The sequence below is a fragment of the Methanoculleus sp. genome, assembly GCF_030019085.1.
Taxonomy (GTDB): domain Archaea; phylum Halobacteriota; class Methanomicrobia; order Methanomicrobiales; family Methanoculleaceae; genus Methanoculleus.
This window is the reverse complement of record NZ_JASEFJ010000009.1, coordinates 33517-51434: the sequence shown is the minus strand read 5'-3', so window position 1 is coordinate 51434 and position 17918 is coordinate 33517. Positions and strand designations below refer to the sequence as shown.

General features: G+C 59.6%; 17 protein-coding genes and 1 tRNA gene. 12 read left to right on the top strand and 6 right to left on the bottom strand.

All coding sequences use genetic code 11. The features are described from left to right. Position 1: 1 nt before the first annotated feature. Positions 2-1258: a tryptophan--tRNA ligase gene (locus QMC91_RS05660; RefSeq protein ID WP_300236624.1), complete on the bottom strand. Its 1257-nt coding sequence runs from the start codon at positions 1256-1258 to the stop codon at positions 2-4. Positions 1259-1268: 10 nt separating this feature from the next. Then, positions 1269-2279 (bottom strand): tRNA-intron lyase, encoded by a 1011-nt coding sequence (endA, locus tag QMC91_RS05655; RefSeq protein ID WP_300236620.1) that lies wholly within the window; start codon positions 2277-2279, stop codon positions 1269-1271. Positions 2280-2377: 98 nt separating this feature from the next. Between endA and QMC91_RS05650 the strand changes: the two genes are divergently transcribed. Both QMC91_RS05650 and QMC91_RS05645 read left to right on the top strand, forming a co-directional pair. Then, positions 2378-3604 (top strand): hypothetical protein, encoded by a 1227-nt coding sequence (locus QMC91_RS05650; protein WP_300236617.1) that lies wholly within the window; start codon positions 2378-2380, stop codon positions 3602-3604. 90 nt (positions 3605-3694) lie between these two features. Continuing rightward, a complete protein-coding gene (locus QMC91_RS05645) occupies positions 3695-4210 on the top strand; it encodes an ASCH domain-containing protein (protein ID WP_300236614.1) in 516 nt (171 codons plus the stop codon). On the opposite strand, the gene QMC91_RS05640 is transcribed toward QMC91_RS05645, so the two are convergent. Further along, positions 4203-4273 (bottom strand) — tRNA-Gly (locus tag QMC91_RS05640). The genes QMC91_RS05645 and QMC91_RS05640 overlap by 8 nt on opposite strands. 248 nt (positions 4274-4521) lie before the next feature. Between QMC91_RS05640 and QMC91_RS05635 the strand changes: the two genes are divergently transcribed. The 8 genes from QMC91_RS05635 (at position 4522) to QMC91_RS05600 (ending at position 11444) form a co-directional block, all read left to right on the top strand. Beyond that, positions 4522-4980 (top strand): 30S ribosomal protein S15, encoded by a 459-nt coding sequence (locus QMC91_RS05635; RefSeq protein WP_300236611.1) that lies wholly within the window; start codon positions 4522-4524, stop codon positions 4978-4980. Positions 4981-4987: 7 nt separating this feature from the next. Next, on the top strand, positions 4988-6205 hold the full coding sequence (locus QMC91_RS05630) for a DHHA1 domain-containing protein (RefSeq protein WP_300236608.1): 1218 nt from the start codon (positions 4988-4990) through the stop codon (positions 6203-6205). After that, a complete protein-coding gene (locus QMC91_RS05625) occupies positions 6202-6477 on the top strand; it encodes a KEOPS complex subunit Pcc1 (RefSeq protein ID WP_300236605.1) in 276 nt (91 codons plus the stop codon). Before QMC91_RS05630 ends, QMC91_RS05625 begins: the two co-directional genes overlap by 4 nt. Positions 6478-6490: 13 nt before the next feature. Continuing rightward, positions 6491-7084: a 30S ribosomal protein S3ae gene (locus tag QMC91_RS05620; protein ID WP_300236601.1), complete on the top strand. Its 594-nt coding sequence runs from the start codon at positions 6491-6493 to the stop codon at positions 7082-7084. A gap of 88 nt (positions 7085-7172) precedes the next feature. Continuing rightward, positions 7173-8408, top strand: coding sequence for a 2,3-bisphosphoglycerate-independent phosphoglycerate mutase (locus QMC91_RS05615; protein ID WP_300236598.1), 1236 nt, complete (start codon positions 7173-7175; stop codon positions 8406-8408). A gap of 16 nt (positions 8409-8424) precedes the next feature. Beyond that, positions 8425-9279, top strand: a complete 855-nt coding sequence (locus QMC91_RS05610; RefSeq protein ID WP_300236596.1) for a polymer-forming cytoskeletal protein — start codon at positions 8425-8427, stop codon at positions 9277-9279. Continuing rightward, positions 9276-10106, top strand: coding sequence for a hypothetical protein (locus QMC91_RS05605; protein ID WP_300236593.1), 831 nt, complete (start codon positions 9276-9278; stop codon positions 10104-10106). Before QMC91_RS05610 ends, QMC91_RS05605 begins: the two co-directional genes overlap by 4 nt. A gap of 117 nt (positions 10107-10223) precedes the next feature. Further along, a complete protein-coding gene (locus tag QMC91_RS05600; RefSeq protein WP_300236590.1) occupies positions 10224-11444 on the top strand; it encodes an MFS transporter in 1221 nt (406 codons plus the stop codon). Positions 11445-11768: 324 nt separating this feature from the next. Here the strand turns inward: QMC91_RS05600 and QMC91_RS05595 are convergent, their stop codons facing one another. Genes QMC91_RS05595 through QMC91_RS05585 form a run of 3 tightly spaced genes read right to left on the bottom strand, consistent with a single transcriptional unit; the run spans position 11769 to position 15083 of the window. Next, positions 11769-13781 (bottom strand): DEAD/DEAH box helicase, encoded by a 2013-nt coding sequence (locus tag QMC91_RS05595; protein WP_300236587.1) that lies wholly within the window; start codon positions 13779-13781, stop codon positions 11769-11771. Further along, a complete protein-coding gene (locus tag QMC91_RS05590; protein WP_300236584.1) occupies positions 13778-14587 on the bottom strand; it encodes a winged helix-turn-helix transcriptional regulator in 810 nt (269 codons plus the stop codon). Before QMC91_RS05590 ends, QMC91_RS05595 begins: the two co-directional genes overlap by 4 nt. Continuing rightward, entirely contained in the window at positions 14574-15083 is a 510-nt protein-coding gene (locus QMC91_RS05585; RefSeq protein WP_300236581.1) for an ArsR family transcriptional regulator, read from the bottom strand. The genes QMC91_RS05590 and QMC91_RS05585 overlap by 14 nt, the downstream gene beginning before the upstream one ends. Positions 15084-15140: 57 nt before the next feature. On the opposite strand from QMC91_RS05585, the gene hypF reads away from it, so the two are divergent. Together hypF and QMC91_RS05575 are read left to right on the top strand one after the other, a co-directional pair. Further along, positions 15141-17351, top strand: coding sequence for a carbamoyltransferase HypF (gene hypF / locus QMC91_RS05580; RefSeq protein WP_300236578.1), 2211 nt, complete (start codon positions 15141-15143; stop codon positions 17349-17351). Between the two features lie 235 nt (positions 17352-17586). Then, positions 17587-17748 carry a hypothetical protein gene (locus QMC91_RS05575; protein WP_300236575.1) on the top strand — a complete coding sequence of 54 codons (162 nt, stop codon included), beginning with the start codon at positions 17587-17589 and terminating at the stop codon, positions 17746-17748. The last annotated feature ends 170 nt before the right edge of the window (positions 17749-17918 follow it).

Genomic DNA, 17918 nt, shown 5'->3' with positions numbered 1-17918 from the left:
ATCAGACCTCCTCTGCAAGGTGCTCCACCGCATCCATCCGGTCCCGCAGGTCTGCAAGGAACGCCTGCACCCGTTCCAGGGTCTCTTTCTTGCACTGGCCGCAGGTGAGTTCACCGCTCTCGCAGCGGCGGCGCAGGTCAGCAAGTTCGATATCGTCCTCAAGCATGTGGAAGAGGTTCAGGAGGTAGATCGGACAGGAGTCCGGATCGCCGCCAAGACGTCTCTGCTCCTCAAGCGTCATCCGCCCGCCGGTAAGCGCCGCCATGACCTTCTTCTTTACCGAAGACTCGGATTCATAAAACCCGAAGAGGCTTCCCGGCACGCTGCTTGACATCTTCCCACCCTGAAGCCCGGGCATGAAGATATGGTAGGTCGAGGAGGGGCGGTAGAACCCGAACCCGCCGTGCTCGATCTCGATCCGCCGGACGATCTCTTCCACCTGGGTCTGCGTAAGACCCGGTATATCCACGTGGGCCGCATACTTCTTCGAGTCCGGGAACGCGCGATGAACCGCCTCGATAGCCCCTACAGGGGCGTTCTTTGAGCGGACGCTGATATACTCGCCGCGGTCCTCGACGGTGAACATCCGGAGTTTGTAGGCCACGTCCCGGGTTAGCCGGAGATGCGGGTCCTGGTCAAGGCCGACCGGGACGATCGTGGGCGCCGGACCGGCATCGACCTGCGGGAAGAGGATGTCAGCCACCTGGGTGACGACGCTCATGGCGTGAGAGAGCGACGTATCCGGGCCAAACCCGTATATTGCATTGAGTTCCGAGAAGTTTACCCTGGTTGATGCCTCGAAGGCCAGGTCCTTCAAACGATCGTTTCGGCTCTGGTAGTAGGTCGTGCCCTCGAACCCGAGGGCGTAGAGGGCCTTGAGGTACTCCTTCCCGTATTCCCGGCACTTCTCCCAGGAGACTCCGCGGACGGCGTGCGCCTCCCGGTCGGCGATGGCGACGTAGCCGGTCCCGCCCTGCTGCACGTGCCAGACGACCTCTTTCATGACCATCAGGTGCCCGAGGTGCGGGAGACCGGAGGGCATGAACCCGGTCAGGACATGAAACAGGGTTCTGTTCCGGATGGCGTCGGCGATCAGGTTGTAATCCCGATGCCCTACGACGATACCCCGGCGGATGAACGGCGGTATCTCTGGAAGGTTTCGTGCCACCTCACCTATAGGCTCGATACCAAACTCGGAAAAGAGTCGATCCAGATCGACGGTCTGGCTGTTTGACCACGGGTTGATCTCAGAATCCATGTAATGACGCTCACAGTTTTATTCTGGCAAATTCGACGTACCTGATACCTGTGTTATGTACGCAGGCAAACAACATCTTCTTTTTGACGCTGTGAGCGAGCCTGACGGAGCGCGAGACGGCACTCATCGGCATGGACGATCCTGCCGGTACGGCGTGGACAAGCATCTCGGAGTGGCTCTTCTTTCCGGAGTAGACACGGAAGTGGTGGCCGAACTTGTAGCCCGTCCTCGGGATGTAGCCTTTGTCCCGGAGGTCGGAAAAGACACGTTCTTTCTCGTGGATCTCGAGATCTGTCTGCGCAACCACGTCAAGGAGGGTCTCTGCGGTCATCTGCCCGCCGTCGTGAAGCACTTCAAGACAGCGTTTACGCATCAGGTAGATCGACTCTACGGGGCGGAAGAGGAGGCGTTCGGTATCGAGTCTCTTGCCATACCACTCCTCCTCAAGCTGGTTTCCTGGCGGCAGGTGGGCAAGGGCGTACGTTCCGAGGAGCCTGGCCTCCACCGGCGCTTCACAGGCCAGGGGGTTGCTGACCGGCGGGAGGTCCTGTAGCCGTACCTCGTAGTAGGTCAGTTCGTCTTCGTCGTCGACGACCGCCAGGAGGTACTGTTTTCGCATGTTGACCGCGGCGAGCGCGTCCTGATCCAGACGGTCGAAATCGACGAGATCGCGTTCTGAGAGAACCCGGATCAGGTATCGCGACTTTCCGGACCCTGGTTTATGACCCCGGTGGAAGACACGAAAGTCGTGCGGACCCGGCTGAATCACGTATCCCCGCTCACGGATGTCGCGGTAGACCAGGTACCTGCGGATGAAGTTCGGCCGGTCGGCGAAGAGACCGAGCAGGGTGTCAAAGTCGAGGTCTTTCACCTCGATCTTGTTTCGCTCCATGAGGTAGAGGGCTTCTTCGAGGGAGAGATAGAGACCGTCTTTCTCCGGTCTCCCGTAGCCACCCTGGTCGTAGAGCGTGCGCCCTTCGTTCTTCAGGTGCACCCATGTTCCGTCGAATGTCGCGAGCACGTGCTAGAACTATTGGGAGTCCACGTTCATTAAGGGATTGCCGGTGGCGCGAACCACCACACTTTTTGTGTGTCAGGCCCCACCTCTGATGGATCACCATGACAGAAAAATCTCGGGCCTTCTGGCAACGGGGGGCGATCCTTGTAGCACTGCTCTTTGCGGTGGTGTTGCCGGTGGGGGTCGTCTCTGCAACTGCGACCTCTCCAGAGGTCGTCTGGAACACGACGTTTACGCTGGAGAACGAGAACAAGTTTGATGCCGTTGCAGCCACCGCGGATGGCGGGTTTATCCTCATCGGTTCAACCCTGTCACGAACCATCGGTGGGGTGGAGGACGTGATGCTCGTGAAGACCGATGGCACGGGTAACCAGGTCTGGCTGACAAGGTTACCCGGGATGGCACCGGCCTCCGTTGCGGTGACAGCGGATGGCGGGTTTATCGCCGGTGTATACAACGTCTCAAGCGACGGGGGGACTGTATATCAGGGCACCTCGTTCCTGGTCAGGCTAAACGCTGCGGGTGAAGAGGAGTGGCGGGAGGTTCTTCCGGGGATGAAGGTCTCGTCGGTTGCAGAGACGCCTGATGGCGGGTATGTTGCCGCTGGCTGGCTCTGGAACGAGACGGGCTCTGAGAACGAGACGACGGGGGTGCTGGTGAAGACCGATGGGGACGGGACACCTGTCTGGAACCGGACGTTTCCGGGCACCGCGGTGAACACCGGGATTGTGACTTCTGATGGCGGGTATCTTATCGGGGGGACGTCATCGCCCTTCACGTACGATAAGGGGGACGGGTTCATCATCCGCCTCGATGCTGACGGTAACACCCTCTGGTACAGGAACTACCAGGTTCCGGTCATATTCGACCTCAAGGAGACCGGGGATGGCAGGTTTGTCTACTCCGGGAACTACTGGTATGGGGTTGTTGATTCGGACGGGGAAGAGGTCTGGGTCAGGAACATGGAGGGGTTCGCCGGTTACTCTGTCGCCCTCCAGCCCGCCGGCGGGTATCTGGTTGCAGGTACGGATGCAGTGAGCGGGGAGGGTCTTGCCTTCGGGACGGATTCTGACGGCGCCATCCTCTGGAGTATGAAGTTCCCGGAGAGCCGGGTGTATGCCGCCGCCAGCGTTCCTGATGGCGGTTATGTCCTGGCGGGTATCCAGATCGTCTCCTCCGGCAACAGCACCGCCTGGCTGGCCGTGATCACGGAGCTTGGAGTGGAGACGGGAGAACCGGTACCGACGACGACTGCACCGGGGTTCGGGGCGGCGACGGCCGGGGCGGCGCTAGTCTTCCTGGTCGCGACGCGGTATCGACGGGGGTAGAAACCCCTGCCATAACTTCTGGTGGGGTAGAATTCACAAGAATGGCCCTGCTTTTCAGGGGGGCATAACGTGGTTTTTCAGAGTTCTCGTATGAATGGATCAAGACTAATGGAGGAATCAATGAGAGTTTTACTGTCCATTAAACCAGAATATGCTGATAAAATCCTCTGTGGCTCAAAAAGATGCGAGTTCCGGAAAACCATCTTTAAAAACAAAGGGATCCGAGAGATCGTAATCTACTCCAGCAGCCCCGTGAAGAAAATTGTTGGAACGTGCGTGATAGGCTCGATCACTGAAGACCACCCTCTGAACCTCCGGGAGAGGTTCAGGGACGTCTCCGGACTCTGTGAGGAGGAATACTCTTCCTATTTCAGTGGTAAGGAAAGGGGGGATACGCCATTGAAATTGGAGGTATCAATAAATTCGATAGACCCGTGGACCCACGGGAATTCAACGAAGATTTTATTCCGCCTCAATCCTTCCAGTACATCACTGATTCATTTTATACAAAGATATGCGATCTCTCGTAAAGACCACGTGGGCACAGACGTAAATGCAGGGCCCATCTCGCACCAGAACGATCACACCAAAAACAGAATGCGATAGCCGGGAATCGAACCCGGGCTAGAGGCTTGGGAAGCCCCTGTCCTACCGCTAGACTACTATCGCATCTGTGTTACCAGATCTTGCCCTGAAAGCAGATAAATATTGGGCTCCACCACGACGCCCGGCCCCGGCAGAGGCCGATACCCTTAAGATTCTTCCAGGTAAATAAAGTAGAGCACTGTATGTGCTGGCTATGGTAAGTCCGACGTGCTCCCGGAAGCACTGCCCGCAAGGGCTCGGGATTACAGAGATTAGTCAGGAAACGGACTCTTTTCTGGACTTACATAGTTATACCTAACGGAGGTGCATGAATGGCAAGAATGTACGCTCGGCGTCGGGGAACCAGCGGTTCAGTCCGCCCCTATCGTAAAGAAGCGCCCGAGTGGTCAAACACGGATGTAGCGGAGATCGAGAGACTCATAATCGAGCTCCGCAAAGATGGCCTCTCGGCCAGCCAGATCGGGCTTGTCCTGCGTGACAGACACGCCGTCCCTGACGTCAAGCTCGCCACAGGCAAACGTATAACCGAGATTCTCCGTGAAAACGGTCTTGAATCTGAGATCCCCGAGGACCTCCGGAACCTGATGCAGAAGGCGCTCAGGCTCAGGAAACACCTCGCGGAAAACAAGAAGGACTACCACAACCTCAGGCAGCTTCAGATCGCCGAGTCCAAGGTCCGCAGGCTGGTAAAGTACTACGTCAAAACCGGCCGGTTACCGGCCAACTGGACATACAAACCGGAGACCGCGGAGATTCTGCTCACCCGCTGATCGACCCATGTCGCTTGACACCGCTGCTGCAACCCTGGCCAGCCACCTGCTCGAACAGGAGTTCGTGGAGGTGCTGGCACACCACGATGCAGACGGCATAGCCGCCGCATCCATCCTCTGTCACGCCATGTTCCGCGCAGGCGGACGGTTCAGACTGAGGATCCGCCACCACATCACCGCGGCCGATATACCGCGTGACTGCAGCGTGCTGTTATGCGACTTTGGATCGGCACTTCCGGACCTGCCAGACGACGTGATGGTGGTCGACCACCACCAGCCCCGTTTCGAGGGCGAACTCCACGTCAACCCGCACCTCGCCGGGATCGACGGCGACCTGAACCTCTCAGCGGCCGGCGCCGCATACCTTGTCGCCCAGAAGATGGGGGACAACCGTGATCTCGCCGGGCTCGCACTCCTCGGGGTCCTCGGCGACGACCAGGCCCTCAAGGGCCCGAACCGGGAGATCGCAAACGAAGGGATCGCAAACGGGTTCATCACGCCCGGTCGCGGCCTCCTCCTCGCCGGCAGAGGGCTCGTCGAACAGATCGCGCTCTCCATCGACCCCTACCTACCCGGGCTCTCCGGCGAACCGGACGCCGCCCGCACACTGGTCGCAGCGGTCACCGATGAAGACGAAGTCGATATGGAGATGCTCCTATCCCGGATCGTCCTCAAAGCAGCCAGGGAAGCATCAGTCACCGCCCTCTGCAGCCTCTGGGGGATCACCTACAGCCTTGGCCGCGAGGTGATCGACGACGCAGGTGACCTCACCGCCGTCGTCGACGCCTGTGGGAAGGCCGGGAAAGGCGATATAGGCGCATCACTCTGTCTCCGCTCGAGCCACGCGCTCCAGGAAGCCCGGGAGATCACCGCTCGATACCGGCAGTCGGTCATCGCGGGCGTCCGCGGAGCGCGGCGCCTGGACGAGCGCGCCGCCCTCTATGAGGTGGACGACGAGAGCGTCGCAAGCGACGTCGCGGATGTTCTCGCCCGAGACCTTGACCAGGACGGTCCCGTCTTCGTCATAGGCATGGGCGGCGACCACTGCTCAATCTCAGCACGCTGCCCGCCGGGCGTCGACCTCGACCTGGACGCGCTCATGCGGACGGTTGCCCGGGCATCCGGCGGCCACGGCGGCGGCCACCGACACAGGGCCGGAGCCCGGATCAGCGCCGCTGAGGTAGACCGGTTCAGACACGACCTCCTGGAGGCGATCCTCGCATGATCCGGGTCAGGGGAGTGATCGAGACGCAGCACAACCACCCCGCGTGCGTGGCCGCGGCGCTCGAACCCGACAACCTCACCCTCATCAGGACGGTCGCAACCGGGGAAGGAGTGCGTGCAGAGGTGGATGGAACCAGACTCCGGTCGATCATCGCAACGGTGGATGACTACCTCATGAACCTGGCAATAGCAGATGAAGTCTGCAACGCCGGCATGCGGCAACGAAAGGGTCAGGAAGTGAATTCAGGCTCAAAAGGGATGAAAAACCTATAGAAGAAGTGATACCATGGCAAAGAAGAAACAGGCTGGAAGAAGGCTTGAAGGCTGGAAAGCCAAGAAGTGGTACCGTGTCTACGTACCAGAGACCTTTGGCAAAGTCGAGATCGGCGACACCATCTCGGCCGACCCCGAGAACATGATCGGTCGCGTCATGACCACCACCCTCGGTGAGGTCGCACAGGACTACTCAAAGTCTCACATCAAGATGAGGTTCAAGATCAACAACGTGGCCGGCGACGCTGCCTACACCGAGTTCGTCGGGCACGAAGTGACCCGCGACTACCTGCGGTCGATGGTCAAGCGGCGGACATCCCGCATCGATACCATCCTCCCACTACTCACGAAGGACGGCAAACTCCTCCGGGTTACGGTCGTCTGCCTCACCCTCACAAGGGCCGACCAGAGCCAGGTCCACGCCATCCGCCAGGCGGTCACACAGATACTCACCGCAAGGGCAGCAGAGAGCGATTTCGATACCCTGGTAAAGGACATCGTCTCCGGCGACCTCGCCCGGGACATCTTCAAGGTTGTAAAGACGATCTACCCGATGCGCCGGGTCGAGATCACAAAATCAAAACTGGAGCAGATTGCGGCTGTATAAGCCCCTCTGCTCACCTTATTTTGCCACAACCGGGGATGGGCCACCGGCAAGAGTAAAGTAATCAGGTTTTAGATTACATCTCTTCATTATGATTGCCCAGAAGGTTCTATTCCTGGTACTGGACGGGATCTCAGACCGCCCCTGTGAAGCGCTTGACGGGAAAACACCGCTTGCCGCTGCAAGAACACCCGTTCTCGACAGGATCGCCGCAGAAGGGATATGCGGGATCATGGACACCATATCCCCCGGCATACGCCCCGGTTCCGACACCTCCCACCTTTCGCTGCTCGGCTATCCACCTCAGGACCACTACACCGGCCGCGGACCGCTCGAGGCCGAGGGAACCGGGATCCACATGACCGCCGGGATGATCGGGTTCCGCTGCAACTTCGCCACCGTCGACGAGAACGGTCTGGTCACCGACCGGCGGGCAGGGAGGATCTCCGGGACGAAACCCCTCGCGGAGGCGATCCAGGATAGCGTCGACCTATCAGCCCTGGGTCTTGAGTTCCGGTTCAACTCCGGCGCCGGCCACCGGGCTGCCCTGGCCCTTATCGGGGATGAACTCGGAGATAAGGTCTCCTCGAACGACCCAAAGAAGGAGGGTGTTCGCCCACCAGAGATCCGGGCCTGCACCGACGACCCCGCCGACGCAAAGACCGCCCGCGCCTGTAACGAGTTCATCCGCCAGTCGGCAAAGATCCTCTACCACCACCCCATCAACATCCAGCGGATGAAGGAAGGGCTGCCACCCGCAAACTACCTCCTGATCCGAGGCGCTGGAAAGATGGGCAGGTTCCCGCAGTTCTCCGAACGTTACGGGCTTTCCGGGAGCGTGATCGCGGCGGCCACCCTGATCGTGGGGATCGGGAAGGTCGTGGGGCTCGAACACATCCCGGTGCCGGGAACGACCGGATCGGTCAACTCCGATGTGGGCGCCAAGGTGCGGGCAGCGATAGGGGAACTCGGCCGTAAAGACTTCGTCCTTATGAACATCAAGGGCGCAGACGAGGCCGGTCACGACGGAAACGCCGCCCAGAAACGGGATTTCATAGAGGTTATCGATGCGGCTCTCGAACCGCTGCTCGGTCTCGACGACACCCTGATAGTGGTCTGCGCCGACCACAGCACGCCCTGCTCTGTCAGGGACCACAGCGCCGACCCGGTGCCGGTCGTCATACGCGGTCCCGGCGTCCGGGTTGACCGTGTCAGACAGTTCGATGAGGTCTCGTCTGCGGAGGGAGGATTGCACCGTATCCGCGGCTGCGATCTCATGCCGATCGTCATGGACCTAATCAATAAGAGTCATAAGTATGGCGCATGAAGATCATACTGAGTAAATGGAGACCAGGGTAGACCACGACCGGCTCAGGGGCTGCACCCTCCCGGACCACACCGAACTCCAGGAGAGGATGCTCAAGACCGAGCAGGACATCATAGTCGGCGAGAAATGCCGGATCGATTACGGTCTCTCGGGAAAGGATGTCGTGGTCTGTGAGTTCAGCAGGATCAACGGCAGCATCGTTGCGGCAGGCGATGCCAGGATCGATAACTGGTGTGAGGTCAACGGCGACGTTATCGTGGATGAGGACGCTTACCTCGGGGAAGGGGTAAAGATCCTTGGCAAACTGGTCGTCAGGGGCGACCTGGACATAGGGGACAACGTCCAGATAGAGCGCGGATTTGAGGCGAAAGGCTGGATCTCCATCCGCAACCCCATGCCGGTCATAATCTACATCGTGATGTACCTGGTGGCGATACTCGGGATCGAGAGAGAGGACGAACTGGGTTCAGTCCTGGAAAAGATCTTCGGCGACGATGATGATGAGACCCCTGCCGCAACCCCGCTTATGATCCCCGGCGGTTCCGTCCTGGATATGCAGACCTTCTCCGTCCCGGAGAGGATGGTCATCGGCTCGGGATGCCGGTTGCACGGGAACATCCGTGCCGGTTCGATCGTGGTCAGGGAGGATACGACCATATTCGGGAGCGTCAGCCTTCGAGAAGACGGGAACATCGCGAGAGGTTCGGTCATACACGGGGATCTCCAGAGCGACGGTGATCTGACGATAGAAGAGGGTGCGCACATCCTTGGAAACGTATCCTGCCGCCGTCTCACGCTGCACGAGGACGCCCGTATCGATGGGGTTATCCGGGCGCCTGGCGGATTGAAGATCGAGAGGGGGCCGGCATGAGGGTTGCGGAGATACTTGAGGTCGAGGGTTGCAGGCTCATAGAGCCCTCTTTTGCGGACCTGACGCTTGATTCCTGCACAGATTACCTGCTCCAGATCCGGGCGGACGAAGGCCGTCTCCTGGTCGACGAGGACGAGGAGGTGATCGCGCTTGCGCTCCACGACGAGAGAGGCTGGCACGCCGCCTCGTTCCTCTACCGTGACCCGACCCTTGCCGTCATAGAGTATTTCGAGGCGATCGACGGGGAGATCTACCAGGAGAGACGGGAGACCTGGGCGAGAGCCGTCCGCGAATACTACAGCATGGAACTCCTGGATACGACATCACCCGCCCTGGAAGACCTTCGCCCTGACCGGATAGAGTATATCCACGACCTCCTCCAGGAGGTCTGGGGCGACCGGAGCGGGGAACTCTGCCTTGACTGCTGCTGTGGCTCCGGGGTCGGTACCGCAGCGCTCCGGGCTGGCGGTCTGCGTACGCTCGCCTACGACAACGACCCGGCACTCTTGGCACTCGGCCTCTCGAAGGGGCGTCTCCTCCCGCCCGATACCATCTGTATCGACGCGCGGGAGGCCGACCGCTACGTTGCACCCGCTCCTCTTGGTATCATTCTCATGGCCGGGGAGATCTACCCTTACAACGCGAGCCTCTGGAGAGATATCATAACCACCCTCCTTGACCTCACCGACGAGACGCTGATCACCCTCGGCACGGAGGAGGAGGCGGCCATGGTGGAGTCGTGGTGCGCCGGACGGGATACTGAGGTCTTTGAGAACCAGCGTGACCCGCTCTACGACCGATGGTGCTGCGTTTCACGCCGTGACTGAACCTGCAAGGATCTAAACGTATATGGTGTAGATCCACCAAACACCTTTACTGCAACTTTAATTTTCAGCCACAGGATAGAGACTGTGGTCTTAAACAAAATCTCGGTGTAAAACTGCATGAAAACAGCCAGACGCATATACAATGTTTTATTCATCTCCGTCTTCGCCACGATGCTCGGGCTTGGCGTAGTCAGCCCGCTCCTCCCCATATACGCGGAGAACCTGGGTGCGACCGGGATCTGGCTCGGGATAATCTTCTCGGCCTTCGCGCTCTCCAGGTCGATCTTCATGCCGATCATCGGGAGGATCTCCGACCGCCAGGGCAGGAAGTGGATCATCCTCATAGGCATGTTTGCATACGCCGTCCTCTCCCTCGCCTACGTCATCGCCGGGAGCGTATACTCCCTCACGGTCGTCCGATTCGCCCACGGGATCGCCTCAGCGATGGTCGTCCCGATAGCAATGGCCTACATCGCCGACCTCTCAGAGCGGGGAACGGAAGGGAGTTATATGGGGAACTTCTCCATATCGATGTTCCTCGGCATGGGCGTAGGTCCGCTCCTTGGCGGTTTCCTCAACGACGCTTTCGGGATGGATTCGGTCTTCTACACCATGGCCGCGCTCTCGGTGTTTGCCACAGTCCTGGTCGCCATGTACCTGCCGGAGGCCAGGCGGGCTTCATCCACGATCGCGGAGGTGGAGCCTGCCCCGATCAGTGAGATCTTCAGGCTGCCGATCATGCGGGGTGTCATGGTCTTCACGTTCATCAGCGCTCTCGGCCGTGGGGGAACGATGGTCTTCATCCCGGTCTTTGCTCCGCTGATCGCGCTCAGCCCTTCCAGTGTGGGCGTCATCCTCTCCGTGAACACCTTCATCATGGCGCTGCTTCAGGTGCCGGTGGGGAGGCTCACAGACAGGGGGAACAAGATCGCCCTGATCGTTGTGGGATCGGCCATAGCAGCGATTGCACTTGCCATAATTCCCTTCTCAGGCTCCTTCTGGCAACTGCTCGTGGTGACCTCGCTGATCGGTGTGGGGGGCGCAATCCAGCAGCCGTCGATCATGGCCCTTACGGTCGATGCCGGCCGGACGCTGGGGATGGGAACATCGATGGGCGCCTACAACACCATCTTCGGGATAGGTACGATCATAGCCCCGTTGATGGGAGGTCTGTTCATGGACTACATCGGTATAGATGCCGTGTTCTACGCAGCCGGCGCGATAAGCCTCCTCGGGACAGCGGTCTTTACGGTGATGATGCAGAAGACCGGGGGCGAGGCAAACAACGGACAGAACTCCGGGATGATGGCTGGCCAGACCTCAAACGACCCACGCTAATAGCCTCAATCAGACGCCGGGATGGAGGTTGAGTCGTCGGGGAGAGTTGTGGATGTGAGGAACGGGAGTTTCACATCACCCCCCCCTGCGAGCCTCATGTATAACGCCTTTTGCTCTGGACACCACCCACAGGGGGTCGGGCAAGTATGCGGCGATTGGTGGTGGGAAGCCGTGCCGGGGAGGGTCTCGCTGTGATGGGAGAAGCACTCCCGGAGACGGGATCCATGGAAAAAATCGCCAACCGGCAGCGGAACACCCCCTCCTCTCTCATGGGGCACCCTCTTCCCCGGATGACAACCTCCGAACGGAACGCAATCCGATAGACTACCGCTCATCCTCGGTGGCACACTCAAGTTCTGCCACGATCCCGGCCGCATCGTCCATCCGCCGGACAAGGTCCCTGATCCCGATCAACCTTTCGGCGCCGATGAAGTGCTCTGCCATCACCCGGGCCATATCGGTGAGTTCGATTCGCCCTCCCCGCCGCCTGACCAGCCCGTAGTCGAGGAGCGTCGGGAGAGCGGGTTCCAGCGTCCCGACCATCATGCGGTTCATCCGGATGATCTGCTGCTCATCGCCGCCGCATACAACGGCGTTTGCAACGAACTCCTCCGTGCTCTGCTCCAGGTCATACTCCGGCGCCACCTCCTCCATCTCGCCCCGCAGGAGGGCGATGGCAACCTCCTCCTCAGTCTTCCCGGACGTTCGGGAGTAAGACCCGCCGGGCTCCGCCAGGATGACCACCCGGCCGAGGTCGTGGAAGTCCGGTCGACCCGCCCGGCCCATCATCTGGTAGAACTCCTGGACGGTGAGCCACTGGATCCCCATCGCAAGCGCATCAAAGATCACCTGGGACGCCGGGAAATCCACACCGGCGGCAAGCGCTGCGGTGGTCACGACAGCGGCAACCTCCCCCTTTGAGAACCGCCGCTCCACCTCCCGCCGCTCCTGGGCGCTCAACCCCGCGTGGTATGGCACGGCCATCTTACCCAGTGCGTCAGCGATGACGTGGCAGCGGGCCCGCGAGTTGGTGAAGACTATCGTCTGTCCCCGGTAACCCTTCGATGACCGCATCCGGTACTCCTCGGCGACCATCTGCTTGATGAACGCGATCTTCTTCTCCCGCTCGATAAATATGAGATGACGCTCAAGCGGAACCGGGCGCTCGGCGTAGCGGACAAGGTTCGCCCCGAGTTTCTCCGCAAGCAGCCCCGGAGCCCCGATCGTTGCCGAGAGGTAGAGGAACTGAGCGTCCGGAGCGATATGCTTGAGACGGGCGATCAGCCCGTCGAGGCGGTGGCCGCGCTCCGGGTCTTCGAGCATCTGGACCTCATCGATCACGACCGTCCCGATGTCTTTAAGAGTCTTCCCTGTCCTGAGGAGATGGTCGATCCCCTCATATGTCCCGACCACCACCGGAGCGTTGACGTCGCGGTCCCCTGCCGGTCGGGTCTCGGGAAGGTTGAGACGACTGACCCCAACCTGGAGGGCTACTCTGACAAGGTGACCGTATCGGTCGCGGAACCGCTGGTACTTCTGGTTTGCAAGCGCGACCAGCGGGACCAGAAAGAGCATCCTCCCCCGCCCCTCCAGGAAGTTCTTCATCCCGGCCATCTCCCCGATGAACGTCTTGCCGCTCGCCGTGGCCGAGACCACCAGCAGGTGCTGTCCCTCCAGGAGACCGCTCTGAACGGCCAGGTGCTGAACGGGCATCAGGTAATCGACCCCGGCAGCCTTCACGAACGCAGAGGGCAGAGAGAGGTCGGTGATATGCAGGGTCCTCTCGATCTCATGAGCATCAAGCCTGTCAAATAGTGTCCGCTTCCGGTCGGGGTGCTCGGGCCCCACCGATGCCAGCACACGGTCGAGATCACGGACCTGGGCAAGGAGTTTCTCGAGGTGGACCAGCACCGACCCGCCGAACCTCCCCATGTAGCCGAGTTCGCGACGCATCTCGCGTTTCGCGCACTCCATGCAGATCCACTCCCCACCGTAGCGCACCCCGGCCATCTTATCGACGGGGACGAACCTGTCCTCGAGCTGACAGAACCGGCAGATATTGATATGTGAAAAAGGGATCTGGAGATCGGAGAGGAAAGACTCGAACTCCGGACTCTCAGCCGCGAGGAGGACCATAGAACGGCGCAGCATGGCGATAAAGTCACGCGTCGGAGTGGGTGCTGGTTGCCTGCTGCCGCGACGACGCATCTTGAAGTTCTTAGGCCGCTGACCCTTCTGGGTCGCGGTAAGGGTTACGAAACCCGTTCCTTCAACGCGGTCGCCCTCAACAAAGAGCAGTTTGTACGCACTTTTCTGGGGCTGGACGATGACCTTCATGAGAGTATCAGGTCATGGATCGTGTAGGCGAGTCCCACGGTCTCAAGTCGCTTGAGAAAATCGGTAAACTCTTCATCGACGATAAGGATCGCACAATCAAGACCGTGGAACGCCGCCTCGATGACACCCTCCCTGGCACCAAAGAACATATCCGGGTCGATACCCGCCTTCTTCAGGGCCACATACGACTCAAGCCCGATGGCAGCCACAACCTCGGCACCCCGGACGGCACCCCGGAGGAGATTTAGATCGACCTTGCGTGACCCCCCACGTTCCACCCGCGGGACCTTGCAGACATGGACAGTCCCCTCCTTATGATCGATGATGCCGTTCAACCTGGCAACGCCGAGGTCTTCGCCGGGCCTGGCGTCCATCGTCGCGACACCCATCGCGCTCTGCTCCCTCTCTGTCGCATACAGCCAGCCTTTCCGCATGAAGACGCCTACAGTATCCCCCTTCCGGATCTCGTCCTCCGCAATGGCCGTCCAGACCGCCACCTGCTGGATGATATCGCGGGTGATGTGGCGGGCATACGACTCGAGGGCCTCGGCGTGTCGCATGATCCACTCTACCCCGCTCTTCGTGACCTCATACCTGCCCCGACCGTGAGCGGTAACAAGTCCCTCCTCCACCAGCTCACGGAGGTACTCGGAGATCGCCTGGGGTGTCACACCAAGTTTCTCGGCGATCTCCTGCTGGCGGATGGCGGGCTGGTGTTCGGCGATCTCGACCAGGATCTGAAACCTTGTTGCCTCCCGCTTGCTGCGCAGGATTATGTAGAGCGGGTCTTTATCAGGTTCGGTCAAGCAAAACCATCCCCTGCCCTCTCACATCGAGACCGGGGATCCTCTTTGCCAGCCCCCTTATGAAGATCTGGCTGACTCCGTATTTACGGGATATGTCACCAATAGAGGTTGTTCCGGTCATGATCTCCTGCTGAACCGCATCGACGATCGCACGGAGACTCTCATCGTTTGAGATGGCGATATGCAGCAGATCCCCGAGATCGCCCATGGAACACTGAAAACTGGCCCGGAACTTGCTGTATGTCGCCCTGTATTCTTTCGTGGGTTTCTCGCCGGGTTTCGGCATCCGCCATTGCTCCTCGATAAGGTTACCTTTCTTCAGGATCGCGAGACACTCCGTAACCGTGGACCTCGCCGCGTAGTCTGCGAGATCATCCTCGGTCATCCATGCTTTATTTAAGAGATCGTAGATCTTTTTATATTCTGCATTATTGAACGTTATAAGAAGAGGAACCAGTTCCACCGGATCGTTTAGAATTTTGATATGTCCCGTCACTGCGATACCCTATTATTATATGGGGCTATAACTCCATAAATTTTTGCTGAAATCCAGATGCGTAGAAGTGGCACAATTGTAATCAGGGGCATCGTTCAGGGAGTCGGGTTTCGCCCTTTTGTCTATGCAAAAGCCATGGAATTCGGGATCACCGGGACGGTCAAAAACCTGGGTAGCGAGGTGGAGATCCGTGCCTGGGGGGAGCGTTTTGAGGAGTTCCTGGAGGCTGTTTCAGGGGGTACACCCCTATCCCGCATAGATTCTGTAGATGTTTATAATCTGCGCGATGGGGAGGAGACTGACGGGTTTAGTATCCTCGAGAGCGAGAGGGGGAGTCTCACGGGATTCATCCCAACCGATGTCGCCATATGCGACGAATGTATCACCGATATATTTACGCCCGGTGGCCGGTATGAGGGCTATTGGGCGACGTCCTGCGTCAACTGCGGGCCTCGCTACAGCATAATCACTGACGTCCCATACGACCGGGAACGGACTTCGATGGCAGAGTTCCCGCTCTGCCCCGCATGCCAGAGGGAGTACTCCGACCCATCGTCTCGCCGCCATCACGCCCAGACGATTGCCTGTGCGGCCTGCGGACCACATCTGAGCCTTCTAAGAGCAGACGGGAGACCGGTTGCGGCAGAAGACCCTATACGGGAGACAGCCTCTCTGCTGGATGCGGGCTCGATCGTGGCCATCCGCGGCATAGGGGGGTTCCACATTGCGTGTATCGAGGAGGCAGCAGAAGAACTCAAACGCCGTCTTGGCCGGACGGCACAACCGCTCGCTGTGATGGCAGGACCGGAGGAGGTGGAGCGGATCGCGGTTCTCTCTCCGGATGACCGGCGGATCCTGCACTCGCGGGAGAGACCGATCGTGGTGCTCGAGAAGCGTGATCCGGAGTCGCACCGGACGATCTCGAGGCTGCACACCATCGGCTGCATGCTCCCCTACACCGGGTTGCACTATCTACTGTTTGCACACCTTGACCACCCGCTGCTCGTGATGACGAGCGCGAACCTGCCGGGCTACCCCATGATCACCGACCTCGGGATAGCCCTGGAACGCCTGCCGGGGCAGGTGGACTACATCCTCACCCACGACCGCCGGATCGTCAACCGCTGCGACGACTCGGTCATGAGGGGCGGTTACATCATCCGTCTATCCCGCGGTCTTGCGCCGAAACGGGAGGCGATCGATCTCGGTGACCTGTGTATCCTTGGCGTCGGCCCGGAACTGAACTCGAACATATCGATCTACAAAAACGGGTTCTGCGTCACATCTCCCCATGTTGGGAATGTCAGGAACCCCCAGACCCTGGCCTACCTGAAGGAGACTGTGGAGAAGATCGGGAAACTCACCGGAGCACGGTATGATCTGGTCGTCCACGACCTTCACCCGCAATTCCTCTCGACCCGCTATGCGAGGGAGGTTGCCGAGGCAAGCGGGGCGGAACTTCTTGCCGTCCAGCACCACCGGGCGCATATCGCTGCCGCGACCCCGGATGAGTGTGTGGGGATCGCTATCGATGGTGTCGGGTATGGCGATGATGGGACGGTCTGGGGCGGAGAGGTCTTTGCGGGAGAGGTTCCGTACCTTGAGAGGGTCGCTCACCTGGAGGTTGTTCCGATGCCGGGGGGCGATCTGGCCACCAGGTTCCCGGAACGGATGCTCTACGGCATCCTGCCGACGAGGGAGATACGTGACCTGCTTGCGTCGCGGGGCTGGAGCGAGATGGAGTTAGGGGTCATCAGCAGGCAGGTGGAGCGGGGGTTGAACGTTGCCGCGACCTCGAGCACCGGCCGCGTCCTGGACGCCGCTTCGGCGCTGCTCGGGATCTGCCGGGAGCGGACATACGACGGGGAACCGGCGATGGAACTCGAGTCGGTGGCATGGGCGGGGAAGCCTTCGGTCTGGGACCTCGAGTTCGGGCAGGAGAGAGGGTGCGAGTTTCTATCGACCCGCTCGCTCATGACGGAGGCATACAGGCGTCTGGTCGCAGGCGAGAGACTGGCCGATATCGCTGCATCCGTCCAGTTCAACCTGGCGCGTGGGATAACCGCGATGGCCATCGGGGCGGCAGAGGAGCGGGGGATCCCGCGGGTGGTGCTCTCGGGTGGGGTGGCATACAACCGGGCGATCCGGGAGACGATCCAGAGCGGGGTTCTGGCTGCGGGGCTTGAGTTCATCGTCAGCCGTGAGTACCCGCTGGGGGACGGGTGCATAAGTTTCGGACAGGTGGTATACGGGGGGAGTATGCGGTGATTACAGTGACTGCTCCCCTGATTGAGATCAGAGGCATCCCGGGTATTATCCCTGAGATCGCAGCCCCAATCTCGTGATATTACACGTGATCATATGGATTTATAATTTCAGGTGGACGGGCTGTATCGATCCTGAAACCAGTGAATTTGAGGCCAGAAAGAGGTTGTTAAAGTCTTTTGGCCCATTTCAACACCATTCGTCCGAGAATTCAACCTATGCGGCTTCAATGTCCGGAATGTTTGAACCTATAGGCACGATCGATTATGGCGAGATCTACCCCGCCGAGAACCCTTCAGTAGCGGAAGAGCAGAAAGGCATCACTCCCGTTGAGCGCGAGCCCCTTGAACTCTCGATGAAGAGTCACCGTCGGGCGATCGATCTCCTGGCTCAACATTAATCATACTCTTTCCTGGCAGTTTCCCCGGATCCAGCATTCTACGCCGTCGAGGTCATGCCTATGGTCGCAACCTCACGAAGATAGAGATTCTACATTCCCGCCAATCTGTATCCGCTCATTCCTTTTTGACCGCCCATAGCCCGGACTATTAGACCTGAGAGAGGATATGC

Bases quoted from the DNA above. Each gene is read 5' to 3' on its own strand.
- QMC91_RS05660 (WP_300236624.1), bottom strand. From the start codon at position 1,258: ATGGATTCTGAGATCAACCCGTGGTCAAACAGCCAGACCGTCGATCTG.
- QMC91_RS05650 (WP_300236617.1), top strand. From the start codon at position 2,378: ATGACAGAAAAATCTCGGGCCTTCTGGCAACGGGGGGCGATCCTTGTA.
- QMC91_RS05645 (WP_300236614.1), top strand. From the start codon at position 3,695: ATGAATGGATCAAGACTAATGGAGGAATCAATGAGAGTTTTACTGTCC.
- QMC91_RS05635 (WP_300236611.1), top strand. From the start codon at position 4,522: ATGGCAAGAATGTACGCTCGGCGTCGGGGAACCAGCGGTTCAGTCCGC.
- QMC91_RS05630 (WP_300236608.1), top strand. From the start codon at position 4,988: ATGTCGCTTGACACCGCTGCTGCAACCCTGGCCAGCCACCTGCTCGAA.
- QMC91_RS05625 (WP_300236605.1), top strand. From the start codon at position 6,202: ATGATCCGGGTCAGGGGAGTGATCGAGACGCAGCACAACCACCCCGCG.
- QMC91_RS05620 (WP_300236601.1), top strand. From the start codon at position 6,491: ATGGCAAAGAAGAAACAGGCTGGAAGAAGGCTTGAAGGCTGGAAAGCC.
- QMC91_RS05615 (WP_300236598.1), top strand. From the start codon at position 7,173: ATGATTGCCCAGAAGGTTCTATTCCTGGTACTGGACGGGATCTCAGAC.
- QMC91_RS05610 (WP_300236596.1), top strand. From the start codon at position 8,425: ATGGAGACCAGGGTAGACCACGACCGGCTCAGGGGCTGCACCCTCCCG.
- QMC91_RS05605 (WP_300236593.1), top strand. From the start codon at position 9,276: ATGAGGGTTGCGGAGATACTTGAGGTCGAGGGTTGCAGGCTCATAGAG.
- QMC91_RS05600 (WP_300236590.1), top strand. From the start codon at position 10,224: ATGAAAACAGCCAGACGCATATACAATGTTTTATTCATCTCCGTCTTC.
- QMC91_RS05595 (WP_300236587.1), bottom strand. From the start codon at position 13,781: ATGAAGGTCATCGTCCAGCCCCAGAAAAGTGCGTACAAACTGCTCTTT.
- hypF (WP_300236578.1), top strand. From the start codon at position 15,141: ATGCGTAGAAGTGGCACAATTGTAATCAGGGGCATCGTTCAGGGAGTC.
- QMC91_RS05575 (WP_300236575.1), top strand. From the start codon at position 17,587: ATGTTTGAACCTATAGGCACGATCGATTATGGCGAGATCTACCCCGCC.